The sequence below is a fragment of the Runella sp. genome, assembly GCF_027484545.1.
In the GTDB taxonomy this organism is placed as follows: Bacteria; Bacteroidota; Bacteroidia; order Cytophagales; family Spirosomataceae; genus Runella.
Map to the genome: position 1 here is coordinate 21,783 of NZ_JAIXST010000126.1, position 21,917 is coordinate 43,699.

The window sequence follows — 21,917 nt, forward strand, 5'->3', positions numbered from 1 at the left end:
GTAATTGCGGTGATTAATGAATCAAAGGAGGCATTACAGGTACATTTCGTTTTATGCTCGGTTGAACCAACCTTTTATTGTATTTATAAACCCGTGATTATTCTTCCGTTTTTCTTCCCCAATCAAAAAACCGTACGGTCGTAATGACTCCACATTGTCGAAGAACACTTTCGCGATTCCTACCAACGGAATGGCTAAAACCATGCCCGGGACTCCCCAAACCAGCTCTCCGATTACGATGGCAATAATGGTAAACAACGGATTGATTTTTACCTGCGCACCTACCACCAAGGGCTCAAGAATGTAAGTTTGGATAAACTGAATGGTTCCATAGGTAAGCAAAATACCAATCACCATCGTCGAGTCGCCTCCCTGCGAAAGGGCCCCAATAACCGTCAAGGCAGTTCCCGTAATATTTCCCACAAAAGGTACGATTTCAAACAGGCCGCAAATCACGGCGAAAAAGAGGGCGTTTTTTACGCCGATAATTGAAAAACCAATGCCGTACATGACCCATAGCATGGCAATCATCATGGCTAACCCCGATAGATATTGTTGGGCTACTTTCGATGCATCGGCAATGATTTTGCCCCATTTTTCTTTTTGTTCTCCGGGCACCAATTTTAAAATGAACTGCTTGAGGTGGGTACGGGAATACATAATCAAAAAGATATACACCAAAACCAGTACCGTATCCACCAATAGTCCCGTTGATAAACTCATGACAGCGATTGCCATTTTTCCGGCTCCGCTTGCGCCCGATGATTGTTGTTGTTTTACCAGTTCCTGTAGTTTTTGCGGTGCAATACCGAATTGGCTGCTGATACTATGCAACAGCTTTTTTTCCAGTTCGACCACATATTTCTGCATTTGGGACATGTCTTCGGTAAAACCGGCCACTTGCCAAGTGAGTGCGGTAAAAATTCCCGCTACTACCACCACTAAAATAATAATACAGAACAGGATAGACAATCCACGATTGATACCCTTCTTTTCCATCCAAAGACTAAGCGGAAGAAACAGCATAGCGATGATGCAGGCAAGAGTCAAGGGTACTAAAAAGGGCTTAGCAATGTATAATCCTGCAAAAACAAGGAAGAAAAGGATAAGAATCTGTATGGCTTTTGTTAAAGAGGAAGTGCGCATAGCGTTAGGAGTAAAATGATACCGATAATCTCGTAAGCCTGATGATTCAGAGAATCACGCTTCAATGTTACTAAAAAATCGGTCCGGCTACGTTGCAATGCGTATTCTTTTGGTATTTTTCGTGCAATTGTTTCTCAAAGTTGAGGGTAGTGTTTTTCACACTGAGCACCTACTATAAATTGGGCGTCTGGGACGGCCTAAGCATTGATGCGGTAAAAAAGTACCCGTTTTATTGCATTTTACGGCTGTGTTTTCGATGGTTCCAAGTTGGCCGTGCCGTCATAGACGGCTATTTATTACAAATGCGCAGTCTTTAAGACTACGCATAACTTCAGGATTTTATTTAGAATCGTTAACAATTTTCATCGCTTTCTTATTTTTAGGATTCAATTCCAACGATTTCTTATAGGTCTTAATTCCCTCCTCTTTTTTATTCAAAATCAAGAGACATTCTCCCAAGCTGTCGAAGGTATTAAATCCATTGGGGTATAATTCTGTATTAAGAGTAAAGATGATAAGTGCGTCATTGGCTTTTTTTGCACTCAAAAGCTCATAGCCAAAACTATTTATTTCACCTTCACTCACATTGTAAATAGCTGTATCTCCTTTTACCTTTTCAGCCTTTATCAATGCCAGTGTTTTCTCTAATGACTGTGATTCTGAATAGAACTCTGAAATAGAACGCAAATTCATCGTTCGCTCTTTTTCTTCTGCCAATGTTTCCACATCATAGTATTCTCGTTCTATATCAGTGACTTGTGTCGAGTCAATTTTGTATCGTTCCCATTTTGCATCCTGACCCATTTTTATGTATTGGGTACCGTAAATTTGGGGTTTATCTCTTCGCATCAGGTCTCGGTCAATGGCCGCCGCCAAAAGCCACTTGTTTACTGTTGAATCTAAATCAATCGCCCTTTTCATCAACTTAACAGCCATCGCAGAGGCGGTAGTGTCGGTGCCATGTTGAAAAATCATCGCAGAATGATAGTAGTCTTTTCCCGTTATTAACTGACCTGAATGTATAAGTTCGTACACTCGTTTTTGTCTGATGCTGTCGTTTTTCGACAATTGAACCCAGTCAATTGTGGAAGCCATTCTTGCTTTTTGGTCTTCGTCATACATCTTTTTCAGTTCAGCATTATCGGGCTTCTGTGCAAATGATGCTACTGAAAACAAGAGAAAGAAAAGATATTGGTTCGTTGACATAGGCTTTAGTTAACATGTTTGAAATTATACTCACCCCCAAATATAACCCATAACTCCGAATCCTTACTTTTTTACGATTTTCCTGGTTCTAACGGGCTATCGGCCTGTTTTAAGCCGTGAAATAAGTTTGCATCCTGCATTCGTTATTTTTATTTTACTTTGCGCTCAATTAATAAAAACCTGAGCGATGAAAACTTCCGCAACCCGTATATTCGATATTTTAGACCTGTCTGTTAAGCCACAGAACAAACCCGATACCTTTGCCAACAAAAAGCAAGGGGAATGGGTATCGTTATCTTCTGAGCAATTTTGCGAACAGGTAGACAAAGTCAGTTTAGGTTTGCTTAAATTGGGGGTTGAGGTAGGTGACCGCATTGCGATTGTATCCGAAGGCCGCCCCGAATGGAACATCATAGATTTTGGAATTCAGCAGGTGGGGGCCATTTCAGTGCCGATTTATCCCACTTTGACCATTGATGATTTTCAATACATTCTTCACGAAGCAGAGGTGCGTTTTATCTTTGTCGGAGATGCGGGTTTGTTCCGAAAACTGATTGATGTCGTAGCTACGGCCCCGACGGTGGAAGAAATGTACACGTTTGATACCGTAAAAAGCGCCAAACATTGGAGTGCCGTTACTGCAATGGCCGATGAGTCCAATCGTCAGAAACTGGAAGACAGAAAAGCAGCAATTACTCCTGATGATTTATTGAGCATTATCTATACTTCCGGCACCACCGGAAATCCAAAAGGGGTGATGATTTCGCACAACAATATGCTGAGTAATGTGGAAGAAGGCCGTAAGTTGATTGCCTTTGGTCCGGAAGCGCGGGCGTTGAGTTTTTTACCGCTCAATCACGTGTTTGAGCGCATGGTGCAATACGTGTATCTGCGTTCGGGAATTTCAATTTACTACGCCGAAAACGTAGCAACGATTGCCGATAACCTTCGCGAAGTGCATCCTACGGTGCTTTCGACGGTACCGCGATTATTGGAAAAAGTATACGATAAAATCATTGCGAAGGGCTACGAACTGCCGCGTATTTCCCGCAACATTTTCTTGTGGGCGTTGGATTTAGGGTTAAAATATGATCCAAATAAAGACTTAGGTTGGTGGTATAACACCCAACTCAAACTCGCTCGCAAACTCGTGTTCAGCAAGTGGCAGGAAGCTCTTGGCGGAAAACTCGAAATGATTGTGGCCGGGGCTGCCGCTACTCCTCCGCGTATTGCCCGGGTATTTTGGGCGGCTGGTATTCCCGTATGCGAAGGCTATGGATTGAGCGAAACATCGCCGGTGATTTCGTTCAATCGTTTATTTCCAAAACAGGAAATCCGCATTGGTACAGTAGGTATCGTGATTGATGGCGTAGAAGTAAAACTCGCCGACGACGGAGAAATCTTGGTAAAAGGCCCCAATGTGATGAAAGGATACTACCTAAAACCGGAACTGACGGCAGAAGTGATTTCGCCCGATGGTTGGTTTCATACGGGTGATGTCGGACAATGGGTGGATGGAAAATTCTTAAAACTGACCGACCGTAAAAAGGAAATTTTCAAAACCTCGGCCGGTAAATACGTTGCTCCGCAGGCGGTAGAAGCCAAATTGAAAGAATCCTTTTTTATTGAGCAATCGGTTATTGTGGGTGATGGTCAAAAATACGCGGCTGCCTTGATTGTTCCTTCTTTTGACGCTATCAAAGAATTTTGTCGTGTGGAAAGCATCGCTTATACCACGGATGCTGAGATTATTAAAAACGAGAAAGTGCTTTCTAAATTTCGTACTGAGGTAGAGGAAGTAAACAAAGAATTGGCTCCTTACGAACGGGTGAAAAAATATCATTTGTTACCCGGAGAGTTATCCGTAGCTAACGGCGAATTAACGCCTACGTTAAAACCCAAGCGTCGGATTATTCAGGAAAAATACAAAACTGAAATTGAGGAATTATTTGAATAAGAACTTTTGAATAGCTCCTAACAATTCCTGCGGGGTAGGGAGCGGAAGATGGTTAAATTTGGGGTGAATCGGAATTTGAATAAAAACGGCATTGCCTTCCCCAACTTTGGGAGCCCACACGATTTGCCCACGCAGGATAGCGACTCGTGATTCAATATTCCCGATTCCTAATCCCTGCTTGGCTTTTGCGTACTCAAATCCCTTTCCATCGTCGAAATAATCGAAATAAATAACATCATCGTCCAGATGGACTCGGATAGTAATTTTATGGCTTTCGGAGTGTTTGAGGGTGTTGTTCATTAATTCCTGCGTAACTCGATACAGACCCGTTTCGATTTCGGCAGGAAGGCGTTCGGGCAAGCGCGACGCATCCAACTCCACTTTTACCGACCCGGATTGACGAATTTTTTGCGCTAATTCTTCTACCGCAGTGGCGTAGCCATACTGCTCCAACATCCTCGGACTCAACTCGCGTAACATCCGCCGAATGTCCACGATGGAATCATTAATGATTTCTAACGTTTTTCGCTTCATTTCCTGACTTTCAGGAATTGGAGAAAGGTATTTGGTCATGGAAGAAGCGTAGAGTTTCAGCGTTGCCAACCGGGCCCCCACTTCATCGTGCAGGTCTTGGGCAATTTGTTTGCGTTCCTGTTCCTGCGCATCAAGGGCTATTTTGAGTCGTTCCTGTTCAATTTGTTTAAGCCGGGTTAGACGGCTTTTTCCCGTTACAAAAGCTACATAACCAAATAGGCTGGTACATACGATATAAAACCACCAAGTTTGCCAGAAGGGAGGGTAAACACGAATATATAATCTTTTCACATCGTCGCTCCAAACCCCGTCACGGTTAGCCGCTACTACTTGAAACTCATATTTTCCCGGGTCTAAATTAGCGTACCGCACATAATTTTTATCCCCGCTGTTTACCCATTTTTTATCCTGCCCTCTCAGTTTGTAGCGATACACATTTCGCCCGTTGCTGTAATAATCAATGGCTGCAAATTCAAATGAAAATGTATTGTCTGCATAAGGCAGCGTAATTATGTCCATTTCATTGATTTGCTTAGTGGTAGAGTAGGGCTTTTCGTCTACTTTAAAGTTGTAAATATGAACACTGGGTTTAAACGAAAGTCGCCGAAGCCGTTCGGGATAAAAACTGTTGAAGCCTTTCACTCCGCCGAAAAAGATTTCTCCTTCGGCAGTCATCGTAAAAGCGTTGCCGTTGTACTCAAATCCCTGAATCCCATCGGCCAGGTCAAAGTTGCGAAACTCTCGGTTCTTTTGGTCAAATTGAGAAATTCCGTGATTCGTACTTAACCAAATATGTCGCTGTTTATCAATGACTACCCCATAAATATACGAATTGTCAAGGCCGTGACTGTCATTGTAAAAATGGTAATGACGATTAGTAGGGTTGAGTTCTATGAGCCCTTTTTCGGTTCCTATCCACAATCTGTTGGTCACAGTATCTTCTCGTATTACATTGATATTGAAGTACTTCATACCCGAGTACACCTGTTTCCAGATTTTATCCTGATAACGGAAACCGTATAACCCTTCAAAATAGGCCGCCAGCCAAATGGTACTGTCTTTGGATTGATAAACGGAAAATATGTTCCGATTTTTCAGAATGGGCGGTTGCTCAAATTTCTCCGTCTTTGGATTGAAAATCCAAGGACCAACCGGCGTACCTAAGAGAAAATTGCCGTCGGACAACTCGGTGATATTGCGCGTATAATTGTTGCGGGAGGGGGTTTTGTCAAACTGATATAGCTTGAATGACTGTTTTTTGTCATCAAATCGCAGGAGCCCGCCATACGTTCCTACCCACATTTGGTGGTGTTTATCGCGTAAAAAAGATTTGATGAAATTGACCGAAGGCAGGGCTGGAGCGGCAGCTTCATTGAGATAACGCTTTACAATAGTGCGACTTACCGGATTGTAAACATTAAGGCTCCCTTCCGTTCCTACCCAAATAGTACCATCGGGCGCTTGGGTAAGGCAACGTACCGAAAAATTGTCTAATCGCCTATAAAAAGGCAAATTGGGAGCATCCGTAATTTTTCGAAGAATAGACGCATTGGGAATAATTTTCAGAAGCCCGTCTGGGTCTACATTAGCCCAGATAATCCCGCGATTGTCTATGTAAATTCTGGTTATTTCGTAGTTGTCCAGACTTCTGGGGGTCACCAGAGGAAGATAAAGCGGTTCAAGGGTCCATTTGGTCGGGTTTAAAGTCCAAAAACCGTTTCGTTGAGTCCCAATCCACAATTTATTATTTAGACCTTCGGAAATACTGTAAACCGCTCCTATGTGTCTGTCTTCCGCTGATTTTTCAAAAAATTGAAATTCACCGCAAATAGGATCGAGCCGTACCACTCCTTTTAATGACCCTAACCATACAATGTTCTTCGCATCCACGTAGAGACAAATGATATTGAGCGGCATTCCCAACTCATTTTTGGGAGAGTTACTGAAATAATAGTGGTATTTTTTTTCTTTGATGTTGAACCTGACCACGCCCTTATTTCCCAACATCCACACATCGCCCGCGGGGGTTCGCGTTGTCCAATCAATATAGTCAAAGTCTTGAGTGATAAATACTTCGGGCGCTACTATTCGGTGTTTTCCTGTCTTGAAATCGTAAGCAAAAATACCACCTCCTTCGCGAATGTACCAAAGCTCATTGCGGTCTGCGTAAAATGGAGCCGTACGTTTCTTTATGCCGATTTGACTTTTGTCAATGACCAACTTGAAGTGTTCGGTATCTCGTTCGTAGCAATTAAGTCCTTCTTCCGTGCCCAACCAAATATTGCCGTGCCGGTCTTCTATCAAGCCGGCAATATTGACTCCATGTAAGGCATACGGGTTGTTGATGTCAGGTTTATAGACTTTGAAGGTATGCCCATCATACCGATTGACCCCGTCCTGCGTGCCAAACCACATAAACCCGCGGGAATCTTTTAAGATATGGTAAGGAGACCCCTGCGACAGACCTTTCTCTACCCCGATATGTTCCAACCGGTAATCTTGTGCATGAACCAAACCAGTTGCACACAAAACCCATATAAGCACGTAGAGTCTATACAAGGTGTCAGGAAAGCTTAGATAATAACTTGTTCTGAACGAAAGCGTTAAGTGGGCAAGATACGGAAAAAAATATTATTTGCCGATTGTGTGCTTTTCTACTCCTTCGTTGGTAATGATTACCGGTTTTATCAAGCCGTTTGCGTCAAAAAACAATTGATCAATACACGTTACGCGGGAATTGCCGTCGGTTTCACCCAAAGGGCGGCGATGATAGACCATGTACCAGGCATCGTCGGCAGGGTGATGAATGATAGAATGATGTCCCGCGCCCGTAGCCACTTTAGGGTCTTGCTGTAGTATTTTTCCTACGCGTTTGAAGGGGCCAAACGGTGAGTCAGCTATGGCATAAGCGACGCTGTAATTGGGGCCCGTCCAGCCGCCTTCCGACCACATAAAGTAATATTTTCCGTCTTTTTTAAACATAAACGGCCCTTCTACGTAGTTTTCGGGAGTTATTTCTTTGAAAATGGTGCCATCTTCAAAAGGAACAAAACCCGTAAAATCATCCTTTAACTTAGCGATATTACAGTGTCTCCATCCGCCATAAATTAAGTAGTACTGTTCTTTGTCTTTAAACACAAATTGGTCAATTGGCTGAGCGCCGTTATGAAATTTATCGACCAACGGTTTTTTAAGATAATCCGTAAAAGGCCCGGCAGGTTTATCAGAAACCGCAATTCCGATTCCTCCAGTATCTTTGTCACTTTGTATGTCGTTTGCCCCAAAAAACAGGTAATACTTTCTTTTTTTCTCCACAATGGAGGGAGCCCACATGGCACGTTTGGCCCATTTAACGCGTGAAGTATCCAGTATCGACGAGTGCTTTGTCCAATGCACTAAATCGGGAGATGAAAAAGCATCAAGAAAGACCTGTTTGTTATAAGGAGCAGAGTAAGTGGGATAGATCCAGAATTGTTTTCCGAAAATGACTCCCTCGGGGTCGGCATACCAACCCTGAAAAACTGGGTTTCCTGATTTTTCTATTTTGGATTGCTGTGAGTAAAGCACCTGAACATGAATCAACAAGATGCTTACAAAAAATGTTTTTTTCAGGGATAAGCGTATAGAGTTCTTCATAGGATGGAGTGAAAAATTAACTTTCAAAATGTAATTGTACGTTTTTGGAAGTAACGGAAAACTGAGCCATCCGTCCCACAATCATTGCTCGGTTGTCGGCTGTGTGGCCAACAGGAAAGTCAAAACAAACAGGATAATTATAAGCAGACACGTGCTCTGCGATGATTTCGTAGTGATTTTTACCGAACGAAGAAGTCTCGTTGTCTTTAAGGTCAGTAAATTGTCCCACGACTAAACCTGCCAGTTGAGCTAATTTTCCTGCCCGCTTGAGTTGTACCATCATCCGGTCGAGGTTGTAATAATACTCTTCTACATCTTCGATAAATAGGATTTTATGACGTGTATCCGTTTCGGAACGGGAACCTATTAAATGAGCCAACAAACAAAGATTACCTCCGACGATTGCCCCTTGACTTGTACCAAGGCGATTAAATGAATGGGCAGGGATTTGGTATGATAAGTCGTCTCCCCAAAGCACTTTTTTCAGTGTTTCCAGCGCATTTCCTGCTCCTTCCTGACCAAATAACTTGGGCATGGTGGCGTGCAAACTCTCGAAACCCATGCGTTCTAAATGGCAATGGATGGCCGTAATATCGCTGAAGCCAACTATCCACTTGGGGTGTTTACGAAATTTACGAAAGTGCAATCCATCAATAATTCGGGAACTTCCATAACCTCCTCGTGCCGAAAAAATAGCCTTGAGACTCGAATCATCGAGCATTTGCTGAAGGTCTCGTTGGCGTTCTTCGTCAGTTCCGGCAAATTGATTGTAACTTGTATGAAGGGTTTGGCCTTCAATAACTTTGAGTTGCCAATCTTCCCGCAGTATTCGCAGCCCTTCCTGCAATGCAGGATAGGACACTTGACTGGCCATTGCCAAAACACCTACGCGGTCACCGGCATGAAGAAATGGAGGTTTTATCACTGGAAAAAGTGTAAAGTTTAAAGGGAATAGGTTAAAGAAATGTTTGTATTATAACTAAAACAGAGGGACTTATAACTCAAAACTGCTGGATTTTTACTAGCGATGATTTTTTACTTATTTCTCATTCTCTCGCTGAAAAGCCAAATAGGCAGCTCCCACTAAAGCTACTAATAATAGGATACCGGCTACTTCAAAAGCCCATACGTGACTGGTCATCAGATTTACCCCGACTTGTTTAAGGGTAGAGTGGCGTGCAGAGGATTCTGATAATTCTGGCGATTGAATAATGAGAAAATTTGCGTGTGAGATTAACCAAAACAGCAAGCCAAAAATGGATAAGGCAATAAGAGCTCCCCAAAAACGATTCAGGTGCGTGGTCAGTACGATATTTGCTTTTTGACTGCTTTCCCGTTCGGCACGGTGCGTGAGCATGACTCCAAAAATGAGTAAAACCAATACGCCTCCCACGTAAATCAGTAGTTGAGTAATGGCTAAAAAATCGGCACCTGCCAATACGTACAGTGCCGCCACGCCCAATAAGGCGATAAAGAGGCACAAAGCCGCATACATGACATTACGGGTAAAAAGTATCGTCAACGCTGCACCGATTGCCAATGCTGAAAAGCCATAAAATGCAATTTCTGCCATTTAAGTGTATATTAGGTTAAAGGGGAAACAACCGCCCGTGCGGTGTGAAGGGATTCTTATTTTACCCCTTTTTTCTGAAAGTATACACAATCCCAAAATTGCTCTTTAAAACTCCTGAATCAAACTTTCGTACCACATACGGTGACAGCTCAAATGTTACACTTACATTAGGAACTGCTTTAAAAGGAGCAATGCGCGTACCTATATTAAGAGAGTAGCCTTCTACCACGTTTTTAGTTTGGTTTGCCAAAACTCCGATAAAATTAAAACGGACGCCCCCGCCCACGTACACCTGAAAATACTCTGCACGTTTTATATTCACCATCGGCAGTATTTCGGTGCTTAAACTGCCGAAGAGGGTGTTGGTCTGAAGTCGAAAATCACACCATACACTTTTAGCGGGATTGGTACTGACCGACAGAAGCCCATTCCAGGGATAATAGCCCACAGATTGTGCATTTGCATTGATACAAAAAATAAACAACCCCAAAAAAATCCCCGAACGAAGCAGTTTTCGAGCGGGGATTTGATTTTTACTTTTTATTTTTTTCATTCGTCCACTATCGTTCTATCGAACTTTCTGTTTGATGCCCATTTTCTCCATCGCGTTCATTTTCTTCATCATTTTACGCATCTCGTCAAACTGCTTCAAAAGATTATTGACCTGTTGAAGTGAGGTGCCGCTACCCAAAGCGATACGTTTTTTGCGACTTGCGTCAATGACATCGGGCGTTTCGCGTTCTTTTGGGGTCATAGAATGGATAATAGCCTCAATCGGTTTGAAGGAATCATTGTCAATATCCATATCCTTCATAGCAGCACCCATACCGGGAATCATTCCGAGTAAGTCTTTGACATTCCCCATTTTCTTGATTTGCTGAAGCTGTCCCAAGAAATCATCAAAGTCAAATTTATTGGCCCGCATTTTGGCGTTAATGCGTTTGGCTTCGTCTTCGTCAAAGGCTTGTTGCGCACGCTCTACCAACGAAAGCACGTCGCCCATTCCCAAAATCCGGCTGGCCATCCGATCAGGATAGAAGCTGTCAAGGGCTTCCATTTTTTCTCCCGTTGAGATATACTTGATCGGTTTATCTACAATCTGCCGAATCGAAAGGGCCGCACCACCGCGCGCATCACCGTCTAATTTTGTCAGAACTACTCCGTCAAAGTTAAGGCGCTCGTTAAAGGTTTTGGCAGTATTAACGGCATCCTGTCCCGTCATTGAGTCTACTACAAACAGGATTTCGGTAGGTTTGAGCGAGGATTTAATGTTTTCTACCTCACGCATCATTACTTCATCCACGGCCAAACGTCCTGCCGTATCCACAATCACGATTTTCTTTCCCGTCTTTTTGGCATGAGCCACGGCATTTTGAGCAATCTCAACGGCATTTTTATTGTCGGGCTCAGCATATACTTCAACGCCGATTTGCTCGCCCAGTACCTGCAACTGATTTATGGCCGCAGGGCGGTAAATATCGCAGGCAGCCAGCAATACCTGACGTCCCTGACGTTTGAGCAGCGTAGCAAGTTTTCCCGAAAATGTAGTTTTACCCGAACCCTGCAAACCTGCAATCAAAATAACAGCGGGATCCCCCTTGATGTTGATGCTTTCAGCTTGCCCCCCCATCAGTGCGGTCAGCTCTTCGTGAACAATTTTCACAAACATCTGACCCGGTTCAACGGCGATTAAAATTTTCTGATCAAGGGCTTTATCCCTGATCCTGTCAGTTATATCCTTGGCAACTTTAAAATTAACGTCCGCATCCACCAATGCCCGGCGCACCTCCTTAGTCGTAGCGGCTACGTTAATATCAGTAATTCTATCCTTCCCCTTAAGGGTGCGAATGGCTTTGTTTAATTTGTCCTGTAAGCTTTCAAACATAGTAAAACACAATAAAATGAGGCCGCAAATTTAGTGAATCACTTGCTCAAACCATAATAACTTTAAAGTCCAGTGTGAAAAGTATTGTTATAATTTTAAATTTGCGTCTTAGAACCATTAAAAATCGAAAAGTTCGTCATGATTATGAAGCAAAAGACAACTACCTATTGGCGCTGTTTGAATGTGATATTGGTACTAATTCTTTCAGTAGGTACGTTAACGGCTCAAATCAAAATTACGTTTCCTATAGAAAGAGCCGTCTTTCAACGTAATAATGCCAATCAAGCTACTATTTCCATTGGAGGATATTATACTCAACCCGTAGATCGCATAGAAGCCCGATTGGTACCCGTATTGACCGGGCAGGGGCAGCTGGTTGATTGGACCGTTATTCAAACAAGCCCGCAGGGAGGTTCATTTTTAGGAACGCTTGCTGGAAGAGGAGGATGGTACACGCTTGAAGTAAGGGCTTTTCAGGGAACTACTCAAATTGGGCGTGATGCCCTGGGTAGAGTAGGAATAGGAGAAGTGTTTTTAGTAGCTGGTCAATCCAATGCGCAGGGCTTCTTCGGTTTTGGTGCTACGGGAGCCACTGATGACCGCGTAAATGCGGTAACTTGGAACAATCAAAATTCAGATAATACGGCCAATCCTACATTGTCTTTTGCGCAGCTTACTGCTGAAATGTTGATTGGTCCACGCGGGCGAAGTGCTTGGTGCTGGGGCTCTTTGGGAGATTTATTGGTAAAAAAGCTGAATGTGCCTGTTTTATTTATGAATGCAGGTTGGTTTGATACTTCTACCCAAAACTGGCTGGATGCCGCCAATGGAAAGCCTGTTTTAAATCGTTTAAATCAATTATTGCCCGCCGGGATGCCCTATGCAAATCTAAAAGCCTCATTGCAATACTATGGCTCTATTTTAGGACTTCGAGCTGTACTATGGTTGCAGGGCGAAAACGATGCAGCGGCGGGTGTGCCAAAAGATGCCTATCAAAATTCGCTTCAGGGTTTAATAAACGTGGCTCGTATTGAGCAGGGAGAAGTGCTTTCTTCTTTGCCTTGGGTATTTGCACGTACCTCTCGTTATGCAGCAGCGAAGACCTCTTTTGTGTCACAATCCATCATAGATGCTCAAACGGCGGTTATAAATATTCCTTTTAATAAATCGTACGGAGGGCCGTTTACCGATAATATTCAGGTACCAAGACCTGCTATCAACCCAACCAACGGAGAAGATGACAATGTTCACTTTCAGGGTCAGGGCTTAGTGGATGTAGCGCGTGCCTGGGATGCGTCACTTCCACCCAGTTTTTTTGCTACTGTGGTTCCCGTGATGGCCCGTGCTGTTTTGCCTATTACAATTACCTGTAACACCCCTGCCGTTAGTTTTAACGCAAAAGCACCAAATGGCTTTGCAACCTATAGGTGGAGCAACGGTGAAACCTCACAGGTACTTACTATAAAGGGAGCGGGTTCGTATCAGGCCACGATGAAGGATAATGCAGGAAATACCTATCTTACTCCTCCAATAGTAGTGACTGAGAACGTAGAGCCACCTGTACCGGTCATTACTCCCAATGGAGAACAGGTCATTTGTGCTGATTCGTCTCTGCTTCTCATGGTTAATGTATCGGCTATAAATAGAGTCACTTGGAGTAATTTTTTTGAGGGTAGAACAATTTCGGTAAAAACTCCTGGGCAATATACTGCACGGCTAACAAATATTTATGGTTGTACTTCTGCTACTTCAGCACCGGTAACTCTTAGAACAATCCAATTGCAAGCTCCTACAGTTACTCAATCAAGTCCGTTTAGTATTCAAGCTACACCAGACGCTCAGGTTTTTCGTGTCTCTGATTTTAAAGTTACTAATATTGTGTGGAATTGGAGAAAGAATGGCGCACCTATTAACTTGAACACATCTTCGCTTAAATTGTTGAGTACTAATCAGGATGGCGCCTATTCAGCTCAATCACTTGTTACTTTTCAATCTATCACTTCAAGTGATATAAAACGTAGCTGCTTATCTCCATTTACACCCAGTAATCAGTCTGTTCCATTTAGATTTGGCTATATTGCAATTCGAGATTCAACGCAAGTGCCTCCTACATTTAAATATGAAGCTGTAGGTGACGGAGAAGTGTTAAATGACAACTTTTGGATGGTGTACCCAAATCCCAGCCGTAGCGGTTTAGTTGCTATTGAAGCGCTCAAAGATTTAACTAATGTAAGTATTACTGTATCAAGTTTAACAGGTCAAATTGTTTACTCTGAAAAACTTTCTACACTAAGTGTACGTAAAGTTATTGATTTATCACACTTCCCTGAAGGAGTATATGTTGTTAAGTTGTCGTCCTCTACTCTTACCGCATCAAAACGAATTATTATAGATTATTGATATTTTTTGGGCTTCTGTGTCTTACGGAAGCCTTTCTTATTAATTTTGCGCCGTCAATTCAAAACCTAAACCCAAACATTTGGTTAGATAAGACGACATTAGTAACTTTGGATACTCAGTAAACCTGCATCAACCAACCACCAACAGTAATGAATTACCAACCTTCGGATTACCTGCCTATTTTAATTCAACTTGGCTTGGCAGTGGGATTTATAGTGACGACGATGCTCGTAACGCATTCTATAGGCCCTAAACGTAACAGTAAGCTTAAAGACGATCCTTTTGAATGTGGTATTGAAGCCAAAGGCGATGCGCGCACACCAATTTCCATTAAATACTTTCTGGTTGCTATCCTTTTTGTTCTCTTCGACGTAGAGGTGATTTTTATGTATCCCTGGGCCGTAAACTTCATAAAATTGGGTACAACGGGCTTTGTGGAAATGATTCTATTCATGGGATTATTGCTTGCTGGATTTTTTTATATCATCCGCAAGGGTGTTTTGGAATGGGAGAAATAAAGTGTTTAACAGTTTACAATTTCTACGTTTACAGGTTTCAGTAGTCCTGCTTAACTCCCTCCCTAAGCGTTTTGATAAAAATTAACTGAAACACAGATTACAATTAATTGATAACGGACAACCATAAATCATGGCAACTGATATAAAAATAGTGGAAGCACCGGAAGGCTTTGAAGGCTCGGGTTTCTTTGCTACCTCCTTTGATAAAGTAGTAGGATTGGCGCGCAGCCATTCATTGTGGCCCCTGCCTTTTGCTACTTCATGCTGTGGCATTGAATTTATGTCAACAATGGCATCACGCTACGATTTAGGCCGCTTCGGCGCTGAGCGTCCAAGCTTTTCACCACGTCAGGCAGATATGCTGTTAGTAGCTGGAACTATTGCGAAGAAAATGGCTCCCGTACTCAAACAGGTTTATTTGCAAATGGCGGAACCTCGTTGGGTAGTGGCGATTGGCGCGTGTGCATCAAGCGGCGGGATTTTTGACACCTACAGCGTATTACAGGGCATTGACCGGGTGATACCCGTGGATGTATACGTACCGGGGTGTCCTCCTCGTCCTGAACAAATATTAGAAGGAATTATGCAGATACAGGAGATAGCTCATAATGAGTCACTCCGTCGCCGCAACAGAACCGAATACCAAGCATTATTGACGTCTTATAATATTCAGTAATCGTCAATTTTTAAACGGAGACCTATGCTCACTAATCAATTTGTAGCCGAAGAAATCGTCAAAAAATTTGGAGACGATGTGTTCGATTTTGAAGAACCTTTCGGTATGTTGACGCTTAGCACTACTCGCGAGCAGATTATTCCGATGTTGGAATACCTCAGAAATCATTCTGAATTTAAAATCAGTTTTCTGACTGACATTACCGGGATTCATTACCCGGACAATGCCGGACAGGAATTTTGTGTGGTATATCACGTTCATAGTTTCATTCAGAACTTTCGTGCCCGGATTAAAGTATTTTTGGCAGAAGCCGATTTACACATTCCTACTGCCACCGGTCTTTATGCAAGCGCTAATTGGATGGAACGGGAAACCTATGATTTCTTTGGTATTATCTTTGACGGTCATCCCAATTTGACGAGGATTCTGAACATGGATGAAATGGACTATTTCCCTATGCGCAGGCAATATCCGCTTGAAGACGCTACCCGCGAAGATAAAATTGACGCACTTTTTGGAAGATAATATTAAGTGAAACAAGAAATGACCGAAGCCCCAATTGCCCCTAAAAATAACGGTAATCTTGTCAAAGACGCACAAGTACAGTACGTCAATGAGTTGACCACCCTTAATCTCGGCCCTACCCACCCTGCCACCCACGGTATCTTTCAGAATATACTGACCATGGACGGGGAGAAGATTGTAGCCGGGGAACAAACCGTAGGATATATTCACCGTGCCTTTGAAAAAATTGCCGAGCGCCGTCCTTTTTATCAAATCACGACCCTCACCGACCGCATGAACTACTGTTCGTCGCCTATCAACAATATGGGATGGCACATGACGGTCGAGAAACTGCTGAGTATCGAAGTACCGAAGCGGGCGCAATACATTCGGGTCATTATGATGGAATTAGCTCGTATTGCCGACCATATCGTTTGTAACGGTATTTTAGGAGTGGACGCCGGGGCATTTACGGGCTTTTTATACGTCTATGAAAAGCGCGAAGAGATTTATGAAATCTACGAAGAAATGTGCGGTGCCCGTCTTACCACCAATATGGGACGTGTAGGCGGAATGGAGCGAGATTTGACTACCACTGCCATCCGTAAAATCAATGAATTCCTGAAGTCGTTTCCACCTGTATTAAAGGAATTTGAACGCCTTTTTAATCGTAACCGTATTTTTATGGATCGGACGATTGGCGTAGGCGGTATTTCAGCTGAGCGCGCGATGAGTTACGGTTTTACAGGCCCTAACTTGCGGGCAGCGGGTGTTGACTACGACGTGCGGGTCATGAGTCCTTATTCTTCTTACGAAGATTTTGAATTTGATATACCGATAGGTCAGCATGGTGATACATACGACCGCTTTATGGTACGTAATGAAGAAATGTGGCAAAGCCTGCGTATCATTGAGCAAGCCATGAAAAATCTTCCCGAAGGACCTTATTACGCAGATGCTCCCGAATACTATTTACCTCCTAAGAAGGAAGTTTACCGAAACATGGAAGCTCTTATCTATCATTTTAAAATTGTGATGGGTGAAATAGAGGCTCCTGTTGGCGAAATATACCATACGGTAGAAGGAGGCAATGGTGAACTGGGCTTCTATTTGATAAGTGACGGAGGCCGAACCCCTTATCGTTTGCATTTCCGTCGTCCGTGCTTTATTTATTATCAGGCTTTTCCTGAAATGTGCATAGGCAGTACCATTTCGGACGCTATCGTTACCATGAGTAGCTTAAACGTGATTGCAGGAGAGTTGGATGCTTAATTGAATTTAAAAATGACCGAAACTACCAATCCCATCCTTTTTACACCTGAGCGATTAGCGAATGCCCAGGAAATCATAGCTCGTTATCCTGAGGGGAAACAGAAATCAGCGCTTTTGCCTTTATTACATCTTGCCCAGGAGCAATACGGTTGGGTCAGTTCTGACGTAATGGATTACGTTGCCGGGTTACTGGATATTTTACCAATCGAAGTATACGAAGTGGCCTCCTTCTATACCATGTTTCATCTTGACCCGGTCGGAAAACATGTGATAGAGTATTGCCGTACAGGACCTTGCTGCCTGATGGGCGGCGAAGATGTCTATGGACATTTAAAACAAAAATTAGGGATTGATACGGGCGAAACTACTCCTGACGGTAAGTTTACTTTGAAAGAAGTAGAGTGTTTGGCTGCTTGCGGTTGGGGCCCTGTTTTTCAGATTCGTGAGAAGTATTACATGAATTTGACAAACGAAAAAGTGGATGAAATCATTGAAGAATTGTCAAAATAGTTACGGCTATGCTGAACGTTATTTTGTAAATTCGATGTAACCGATTTATTAAAATAAAATTCACAATCCAATGTTAGATATTCCAATTTACATGGGAGTAAACGCGCCTTTAGAACACCAGCGTGTGATTAGAAAATTAATCTGGCAACTTAGTAATTTGTATGAATCAGGTAAGATTCCATACGAGCCATTTCCGGAAGCGATGATTGATGATGCCAATTCAAGCCCAACTCCTGATGTACTTTTACAAGATAATGTTTTAGATAAATTCGTGGTTATTATTGAAATATCAGGCACAAAGGGTTTTAAAAATGATTTTCGTAAGACAAGTGAATTAGTTGAAAACTATGAAGTAAATGAAGGGTTTGTTTATGACTATAAACAGTTTAGATGGCGAAAGTATAAATTAGGCGTTGGCGAAATCACTGCAAACCCTTCTTTCTGCGATTCAATAGGATATGATTTAAACGATTTTTTGAAATAAATACAATGGCTGTTAAAATCCTTACTGAACATATCAATGTTCCCAATATCAATACCTTTGAAGTCTATCGCAAGATGGGTGGCTATACGGCCGTTGAAAAGGCGTTGAAAACAATGACCCCCGAGGAAGTCGTTGAAGAAGTCAAAAAATCAGGTGTACGCGGACGTGGTGGGGCAGGGTTCCCCATGGGGATGAAATGGAGTTTCTTAGCAAAACCTGAAGGGGTACCCCGTTATTTGGTTTGTAATGCGGATGAGTCGGAGCCGGGAACGTTCAAAGACCACTATCTGATGCGGGAAATTCCTCACCTTTTGATTGAGGGAATGATTGTATCAAGTTTTGCTCTGGGTGCTAAAAAATCGTTTATCTACGTACGCGGCGAGTTAATGTACGTGATTAAGATTCTTGAAAAAGCAATTGCGGAAGCTACCGCAGCCGGCTTTTTAGGTAAAAATATTTTAGGTTCCGGTTACGATTTAGAATTGGTGGTTCAGCCAGGAGGAGGTGCCTATATTTGTGGAGAAGAAACCGCTTTGCTTGAATCCTTGGAAGGGAAACGCGGGAATCCTCGTAACAAACCCCCTTTCCCGGCTGTAAAAGGTCTTTATCAATCGCCAACGGTTGTAAACAATGTAGAATCCATCGCCAATACTCCCTGGATTATTAATAATGGCGGAGAAACATATGCTGGGTTGGGCGTTGGAAGAAGCACTGGTACCAAACTTATCTCAGCTTCGGGACATATTAACAAACCGGGGGTCTACGAAATTCCTCTCGGTATTACCGTTGAAGACTTTATCTATGCCGATGAATGGTGTGGAGGTATTCGTCCCGGACATCATTTGAAGGCGGTGATTGCAGGTGGTTCATCCGTACCTATTTTACCTGCCAAATTGATACTAAACCTTGCTAACGGAGACAAACGCCTCATGACATACGAATCTTTGTCGGACGGTGGTTTTGCCACAGGAACCATGCTGGGTTCGGGAGGATTTATTGCCATGGACGAAACCGCCTGTATTGTTCGTAATACGTGGACATTTGCGCGTTTTTACCATCACGAATCCTGCGGACAGTGCTCCCCCTGCCGTGAAGGAACGGGGTGGATGGACAAAGTTTTGGAACGCATTGAAACCGGAAAAGGCAATATGCGTGATATAGACCTGCTGGTAGACGTAGCGAAGAAAATTGAAGGAAATACAATTTGTCCGCTTGGAGACGCGGCGGCCTGGCCAATTGCTTCGGCTATTCGTCACTTCCGTTCGGAATTTGAATGGCACATTACTCATCCGCAGGAAGCTACGCAACCTGGAGCTGTGTATCGGGGAGAAATGGAATTAGTGTAACACAATGATGTTTTGTTTTAGAATTACGAACTGTTAAGAATAATAAATGGAAACTACTGCACCGCAATTATTCAAAATAACTTTTGACGGTATTGAAATTGAAGTGCCACCAGGCACAACTATCATGCAGGCGGCACGGCAGTTAGGTCCCAAATACGCCCCTCCTGCCATGTGCTATTATGAGCCGCTCAAGGGGACTGGTGGAAAATGTCGGGCGTGTTTGGTGAAAGTAACAGCAGGTTCGGCCAAAGACCCACGTCCCATGCCTAAATTAATACCTTCTTGTATTACAACGGTTCAGGATGGGATGGAGGTGGAAAATACCACCAACGAGTCCGTTTTGGAAGCACGGAAAGGCATTGTGGAATTTTTATTAATTAATCACCCGCTCGATTGCCCCGTTTGTGATCAGGCAGGAGAATGTCATTTACAGGATTTTGCATTTGAGCACGGTCGTGTCACTACTCGCTACGAAGAGGAACGCCGTACGTTTGAAAAGCATGACATCGGTCCTTATGTTCAGTTGCACATGACGCGTTGTATTTTGTGTTATCGTTGTGTATTTACGGCCGACCAAATTACGAACAAGCGCGTTCATGGAGTACTGAACCGCGGAGACCACGCCGAAATCAGTACATACATTGAAAAAGCTATTGATAATGACTTCTCAGGGAATGTAATTGATGTTTGTCCGGTAGGTGCATTGACCGATAAAACATACCGTTTCAAAAATCGAGTGTGGTTTACCAAACCCGTTGAAGCTCACTGCGATTGTGAAAAATGCAGCGGTAAAGTAACACTTTGGTACCGTGGAGATGAAGTAATCCGGGTAACTGCCCGTAAAAACGAGTGGGGAGAAGTAAAAGAGTTTATTTGCAATACCTGCCGTTTTGAACGTAAAAAAACAAGCGAATGGACCATTGAAGAGCCTACTAAAATCTCCCGTCATTCGGTAATTATGGCCAATAAATACCGGGCAGATTTGAAAAAACCTGATTTTGGTTTGAAAGTAGCGGCTGCCCAATACAAAGAAATTGATGACTCACGACCTTATCTTACTGACAACAATACGATTCGGGAATTGAGTAAAGAAAACAATGCCAAAGCCAATCAACGTTCATTGGCAGAGAATAACTAAAAACCTATGACTATCTCACTTGACGTAGCCTTCATTATCAAGGCAATCATCATATTGCTGATTTTCGCAATTACGTTGCTGATTGCCACGTACTCTACCTACGCAGAGCGCAAAGTAGCGGCTTTTATGCAAGACCGAATCGGACCTAACCGTGCAGGTCCGCTTGGTTTGCTCCAACCCATTGCCGATGCCGTTAAAATGTTTTTCAAAGAGGATTTTATTCCGGCGCAGTCAAGCAAATGGCTTTTTATACTGGGGCCTTGCCTTTCCATGTTAACTGCCTTAATGACAAGCGCCGTTATTCCTTTTGGGGACAGTATTCAGTATTCTTCCGCACCGGGAAAAGTATGGGATGTGGCAGTACAGGCCATTGATGTGAATATTGGAGTTTTGTACGTATTTGGTCTTGTTTCATTGGGAGTTTACGGGGTAATGGTCGGAGGTTGGGCTTCCAATAACAAATTTTCATTGTTAGGAGCCATTCGTGCTGCATCGCAAAATATCAGCTACGAAATTTCCATGGGTTTGGCTATTATCGCAATCTTGATGATGACAGGCTCACTTTCTATTCGTCACATTGTAGAACAACAGCACGGTGGCAACTGGAATATTTTCTACCAACCAATTGGTTTTATCATTTTTATTACTTGCGCTTTTGCCGAATGTAATCGGACGCCTTTTGACTTACCGGAGTGTGAAACTGAGCTGATCGGTGGCTACCATACGGAGTATAGCTCTATGAAATTAGGCTTTTATCTGTTTGCAGAGTACATCAATATGTTTGTGTCATCGGCGATGATTTCGAGCTTATACTTTGGAGGATACAATTATCCGGGAATGGATTGGGTGCAGGCTCAACTTACTGGAGCAATGGGTGAGATTGCCGGTCATAATGTAGCTACTCTGATTGGTACAATTGTATTTTTTGGTAAATCACTGTTTTTCGTATTCTTTTATATGTGGGTACGTTGGACTCTGCCACGTTTTCGTTATGACCAATTAATGAATCTTGGCTGGAAAGGGCTTATCCCCTTGGCAATGATTAACATCATCCTAACCGGTGGTGCCATTTTATTCCTGAAACCATTAGTAATGTCATTTTTGAAATAGGGGAGACCTTGATTATTACGAG

Annotated in this window: 19 protein-coding genes; 11 read left to right on the forward strand and 8 right to left on the reverse strand. The window is 43.0% G+C overall.

Translation table 11 applies throughout. The annotated features are described in order from the left end of the window. Positions 1 to 51: 51 nt before the first annotated feature. Positions 52 to 1,146: an AI-2E family transporter gene (locus Q0081_RS10760; protein WP_298352631.1), complete on the reverse strand. Its 1,095-nt coding sequence runs from the start codon at positions 1,144 to 1,146 to the stop codon at positions 52 to 54. Between the two features lie 339 nt (positions 1,147 to 1,485). Beyond that, on the reverse strand, positions 1,486 to 2,352 hold the full coding sequence (locus Q0081_RS10765) for a tetratricopeptide repeat protein (protein WP_298352634.1): 867 nt from the start codon (positions 2,350 to 2,352) through the stop codon (positions 1,486 to 1,488). Between the two features lie 187 nt (positions 2,353 to 2,539). Between Q0081_RS10765 and Q0081_RS10770 the strand changes: the two genes are divergently transcribed. Then, positions 2,540 to 4,309, forward strand: a complete 1,770-nt coding sequence (locus Q0081_RS10770; RefSeq protein WP_298352637.1) for a long-chain fatty acid--CoA ligase — start codon at positions 2,540 to 2,542, stop codon at positions 4,307 to 4,309. Here the strand turns inward: Q0081_RS10770 and Q0081_RS10775 are convergent. From Q0081_RS10775 to ffh, 6 genes are all read right to left on the reverse strand, one after another. Further along, positions 4,298 to 7,402 (reverse strand): two-component regulator propeller domain-containing protein, encoded by a 3,105-nt coding sequence (locus Q0081_RS10775; RefSeq protein ID WP_298352640.1) that lies wholly within the window; start codon positions 7,400 to 7,402, stop codon positions 4,298 to 4,300. The genes Q0081_RS10770 and Q0081_RS10775 overlap by 12 nt on opposite strands. Before the next feature lie 72 nt (positions 7,403 to 7,474). Next, on the reverse strand, positions 7,475 to 8,479 hold the full coding sequence (locus tag Q0081_RS10780; protein ID WP_298352643.1) for a glycoside hydrolase family 43 protein: 1,005 nt from the start codon (positions 8,477 to 8,479) through the stop codon (positions 7,475 to 7,477). 16 nt (positions 8,480 to 8,495) lie between these two features. Next, entirely contained in the window at positions 8,496 to 9,404 is a 909-nt protein-coding gene (locus tag Q0081_RS10785) for an LD-carboxypeptidase (protein ID WP_298352646.1), read from the reverse strand. Between the two features lie 114 nt (positions 9,405 to 9,518). Continuing rightward, the gene (locus Q0081_RS10790) at positions 9,519 to 10,052 is read right to left on the reverse strand and encodes an NADH-quinone oxidoreductase subunit J (protein ID WP_298352649.1); all 534 of its coding nucleotides are present in this window, start codon (positions 10,050 to 10,052) and stop codon (positions 9,519 to 9,521) included. 61 nt (positions 10,053 to 10,113) lie between these two features. Further along, positions 10,114 to 10,605 (reverse strand): hypothetical protein, encoded by a 492-nt coding sequence (locus tag Q0081_RS10795; RefSeq protein ID WP_298352651.1) that lies wholly within the window; start codon positions 10,603 to 10,605, stop codon positions 10,114 to 10,116. Between the two features lie 15 nt (positions 10,606 to 10,620). Next, positions 10,621 to 11,937, reverse strand: coding sequence for a signal recognition particle protein (gene ffh / locus Q0081_RS10800; protein WP_298352654.1), 1,317 nt, complete (start codon positions 11,935 to 11,937; stop codon positions 10,621 to 10,623). Between the two features lie 144 nt (positions 11,938 to 12,081). On the opposite strand from ffh, the gene Q0081_RS10805 reads away from it, so the two are divergent. The 10 genes from Q0081_RS10805 (at position 12,082) to nuoH (ending at position 21,895) form a co-directional block, all read left to right on the forward strand. Beyond that, on the forward strand, positions 12,082 to 14,337 hold the full coding sequence (locus Q0081_RS10805) for a T9SS type A sorting domain-containing protein (protein WP_298352657.1): 2,256 nt from the start codon (positions 12,082 to 12,084) through the stop codon (positions 14,335 to 14,337). A 149-nt stretch (positions 14,338 to 14,486) separates the two neighbouring features. Beyond that, positions 14,487 to 14,855: an NADH-quinone oxidoreductase subunit A gene (locus tag Q0081_RS10810; protein ID WP_298352660.1), complete on the forward strand. Its 369-nt coding sequence runs from the start codon at positions 14,487 to 14,489 to the stop codon at positions 14,853 to 14,855. Between the two features lie 130 nt (positions 14,856 to 14,985). Next, positions 14,986 to 15,531, forward strand: coding sequence for an NADH-quinone oxidoreductase subunit B (locus Q0081_RS10815; RefSeq protein WP_298352663.1), 546 nt, complete (start codon positions 14,986 to 14,988; stop codon positions 15,529 to 15,531). Between the two features lie 24 nt (positions 15,532 to 15,555). Next, entirely contained in the window at positions 15,556 to 16,056 is a 501-nt protein-coding gene (locus tag Q0081_RS10820) for an NADH-quinone oxidoreductase subunit C (protein ID WP_298352666.1), read from the forward strand. A gap of 18 nt (positions 16,057 to 16,074) precedes the next feature. After that, entirely contained in the window at positions 16,075 to 17,307 is a 1,233-nt protein-coding gene (nuoD, locus tag Q0081_RS10825) for an NADH dehydrogenase (quinone) subunit D (protein WP_298352669.1), read from the forward strand. 12 nt (positions 17,308 to 17,319) lie between these two features. Beyond that, complete coding sequence (nuoE, locus tag Q0081_RS10830; protein WP_298352672.1) at positions 17,320 to 17,817, forward strand: NAD(P)H-dependent oxidoreductase subunit E; 498 nt, start codon at positions 17,320 to 17,322, stop codon at positions 17,815 to 17,817. Between the two features lie 70 nt (positions 17,818 to 17,887). Beyond that, entirely contained in the window at positions 17,888 to 18,301 is a 414-nt protein-coding gene (locus Q0081_RS10835) for a hypothetical protein (RefSeq protein ID WP_298352675.1), read from the forward strand. Between the two features lie 5 nt (positions 18,302 to 18,306). Next, positions 18,307 to 19,647 carry an NADH-quinone oxidoreductase subunit NuoF gene (nuoF, locus tag Q0081_RS10840; protein ID WP_298352678.1) on the forward strand — a complete coding sequence of 447 codons (1,341 nt, stop codon included), beginning with the start codon at positions 18,307 to 18,309 and terminating at the stop codon, positions 19,645 to 19,647. Between the two features lie 46 nt (positions 19,648 to 19,693). Next, positions 19,694 to 20,785 (forward strand): 2Fe-2S iron-sulfur cluster-binding protein, encoded by a 1,092-nt coding sequence (locus tag Q0081_RS10845; RefSeq protein ID WP_298352681.1) that lies wholly within the window; start codon positions 19,694 to 19,696, stop codon positions 20,783 to 20,785. Positions 20,786 to 20,791: 6 nt separating this feature from the next. Beyond that, on the forward strand, positions 20,792 to 21,895 hold the full coding sequence (gene nuoH / locus Q0081_RS10850) for an NADH-quinone oxidoreductase subunit NuoH (RefSeq protein ID WP_298352684.1): 1,104 nt from the start codon (positions 20,792 to 20,794) through the stop codon (positions 21,893 to 21,895). Positions 21,896 to 21,917 lie beyond the last annotated feature (22 nt).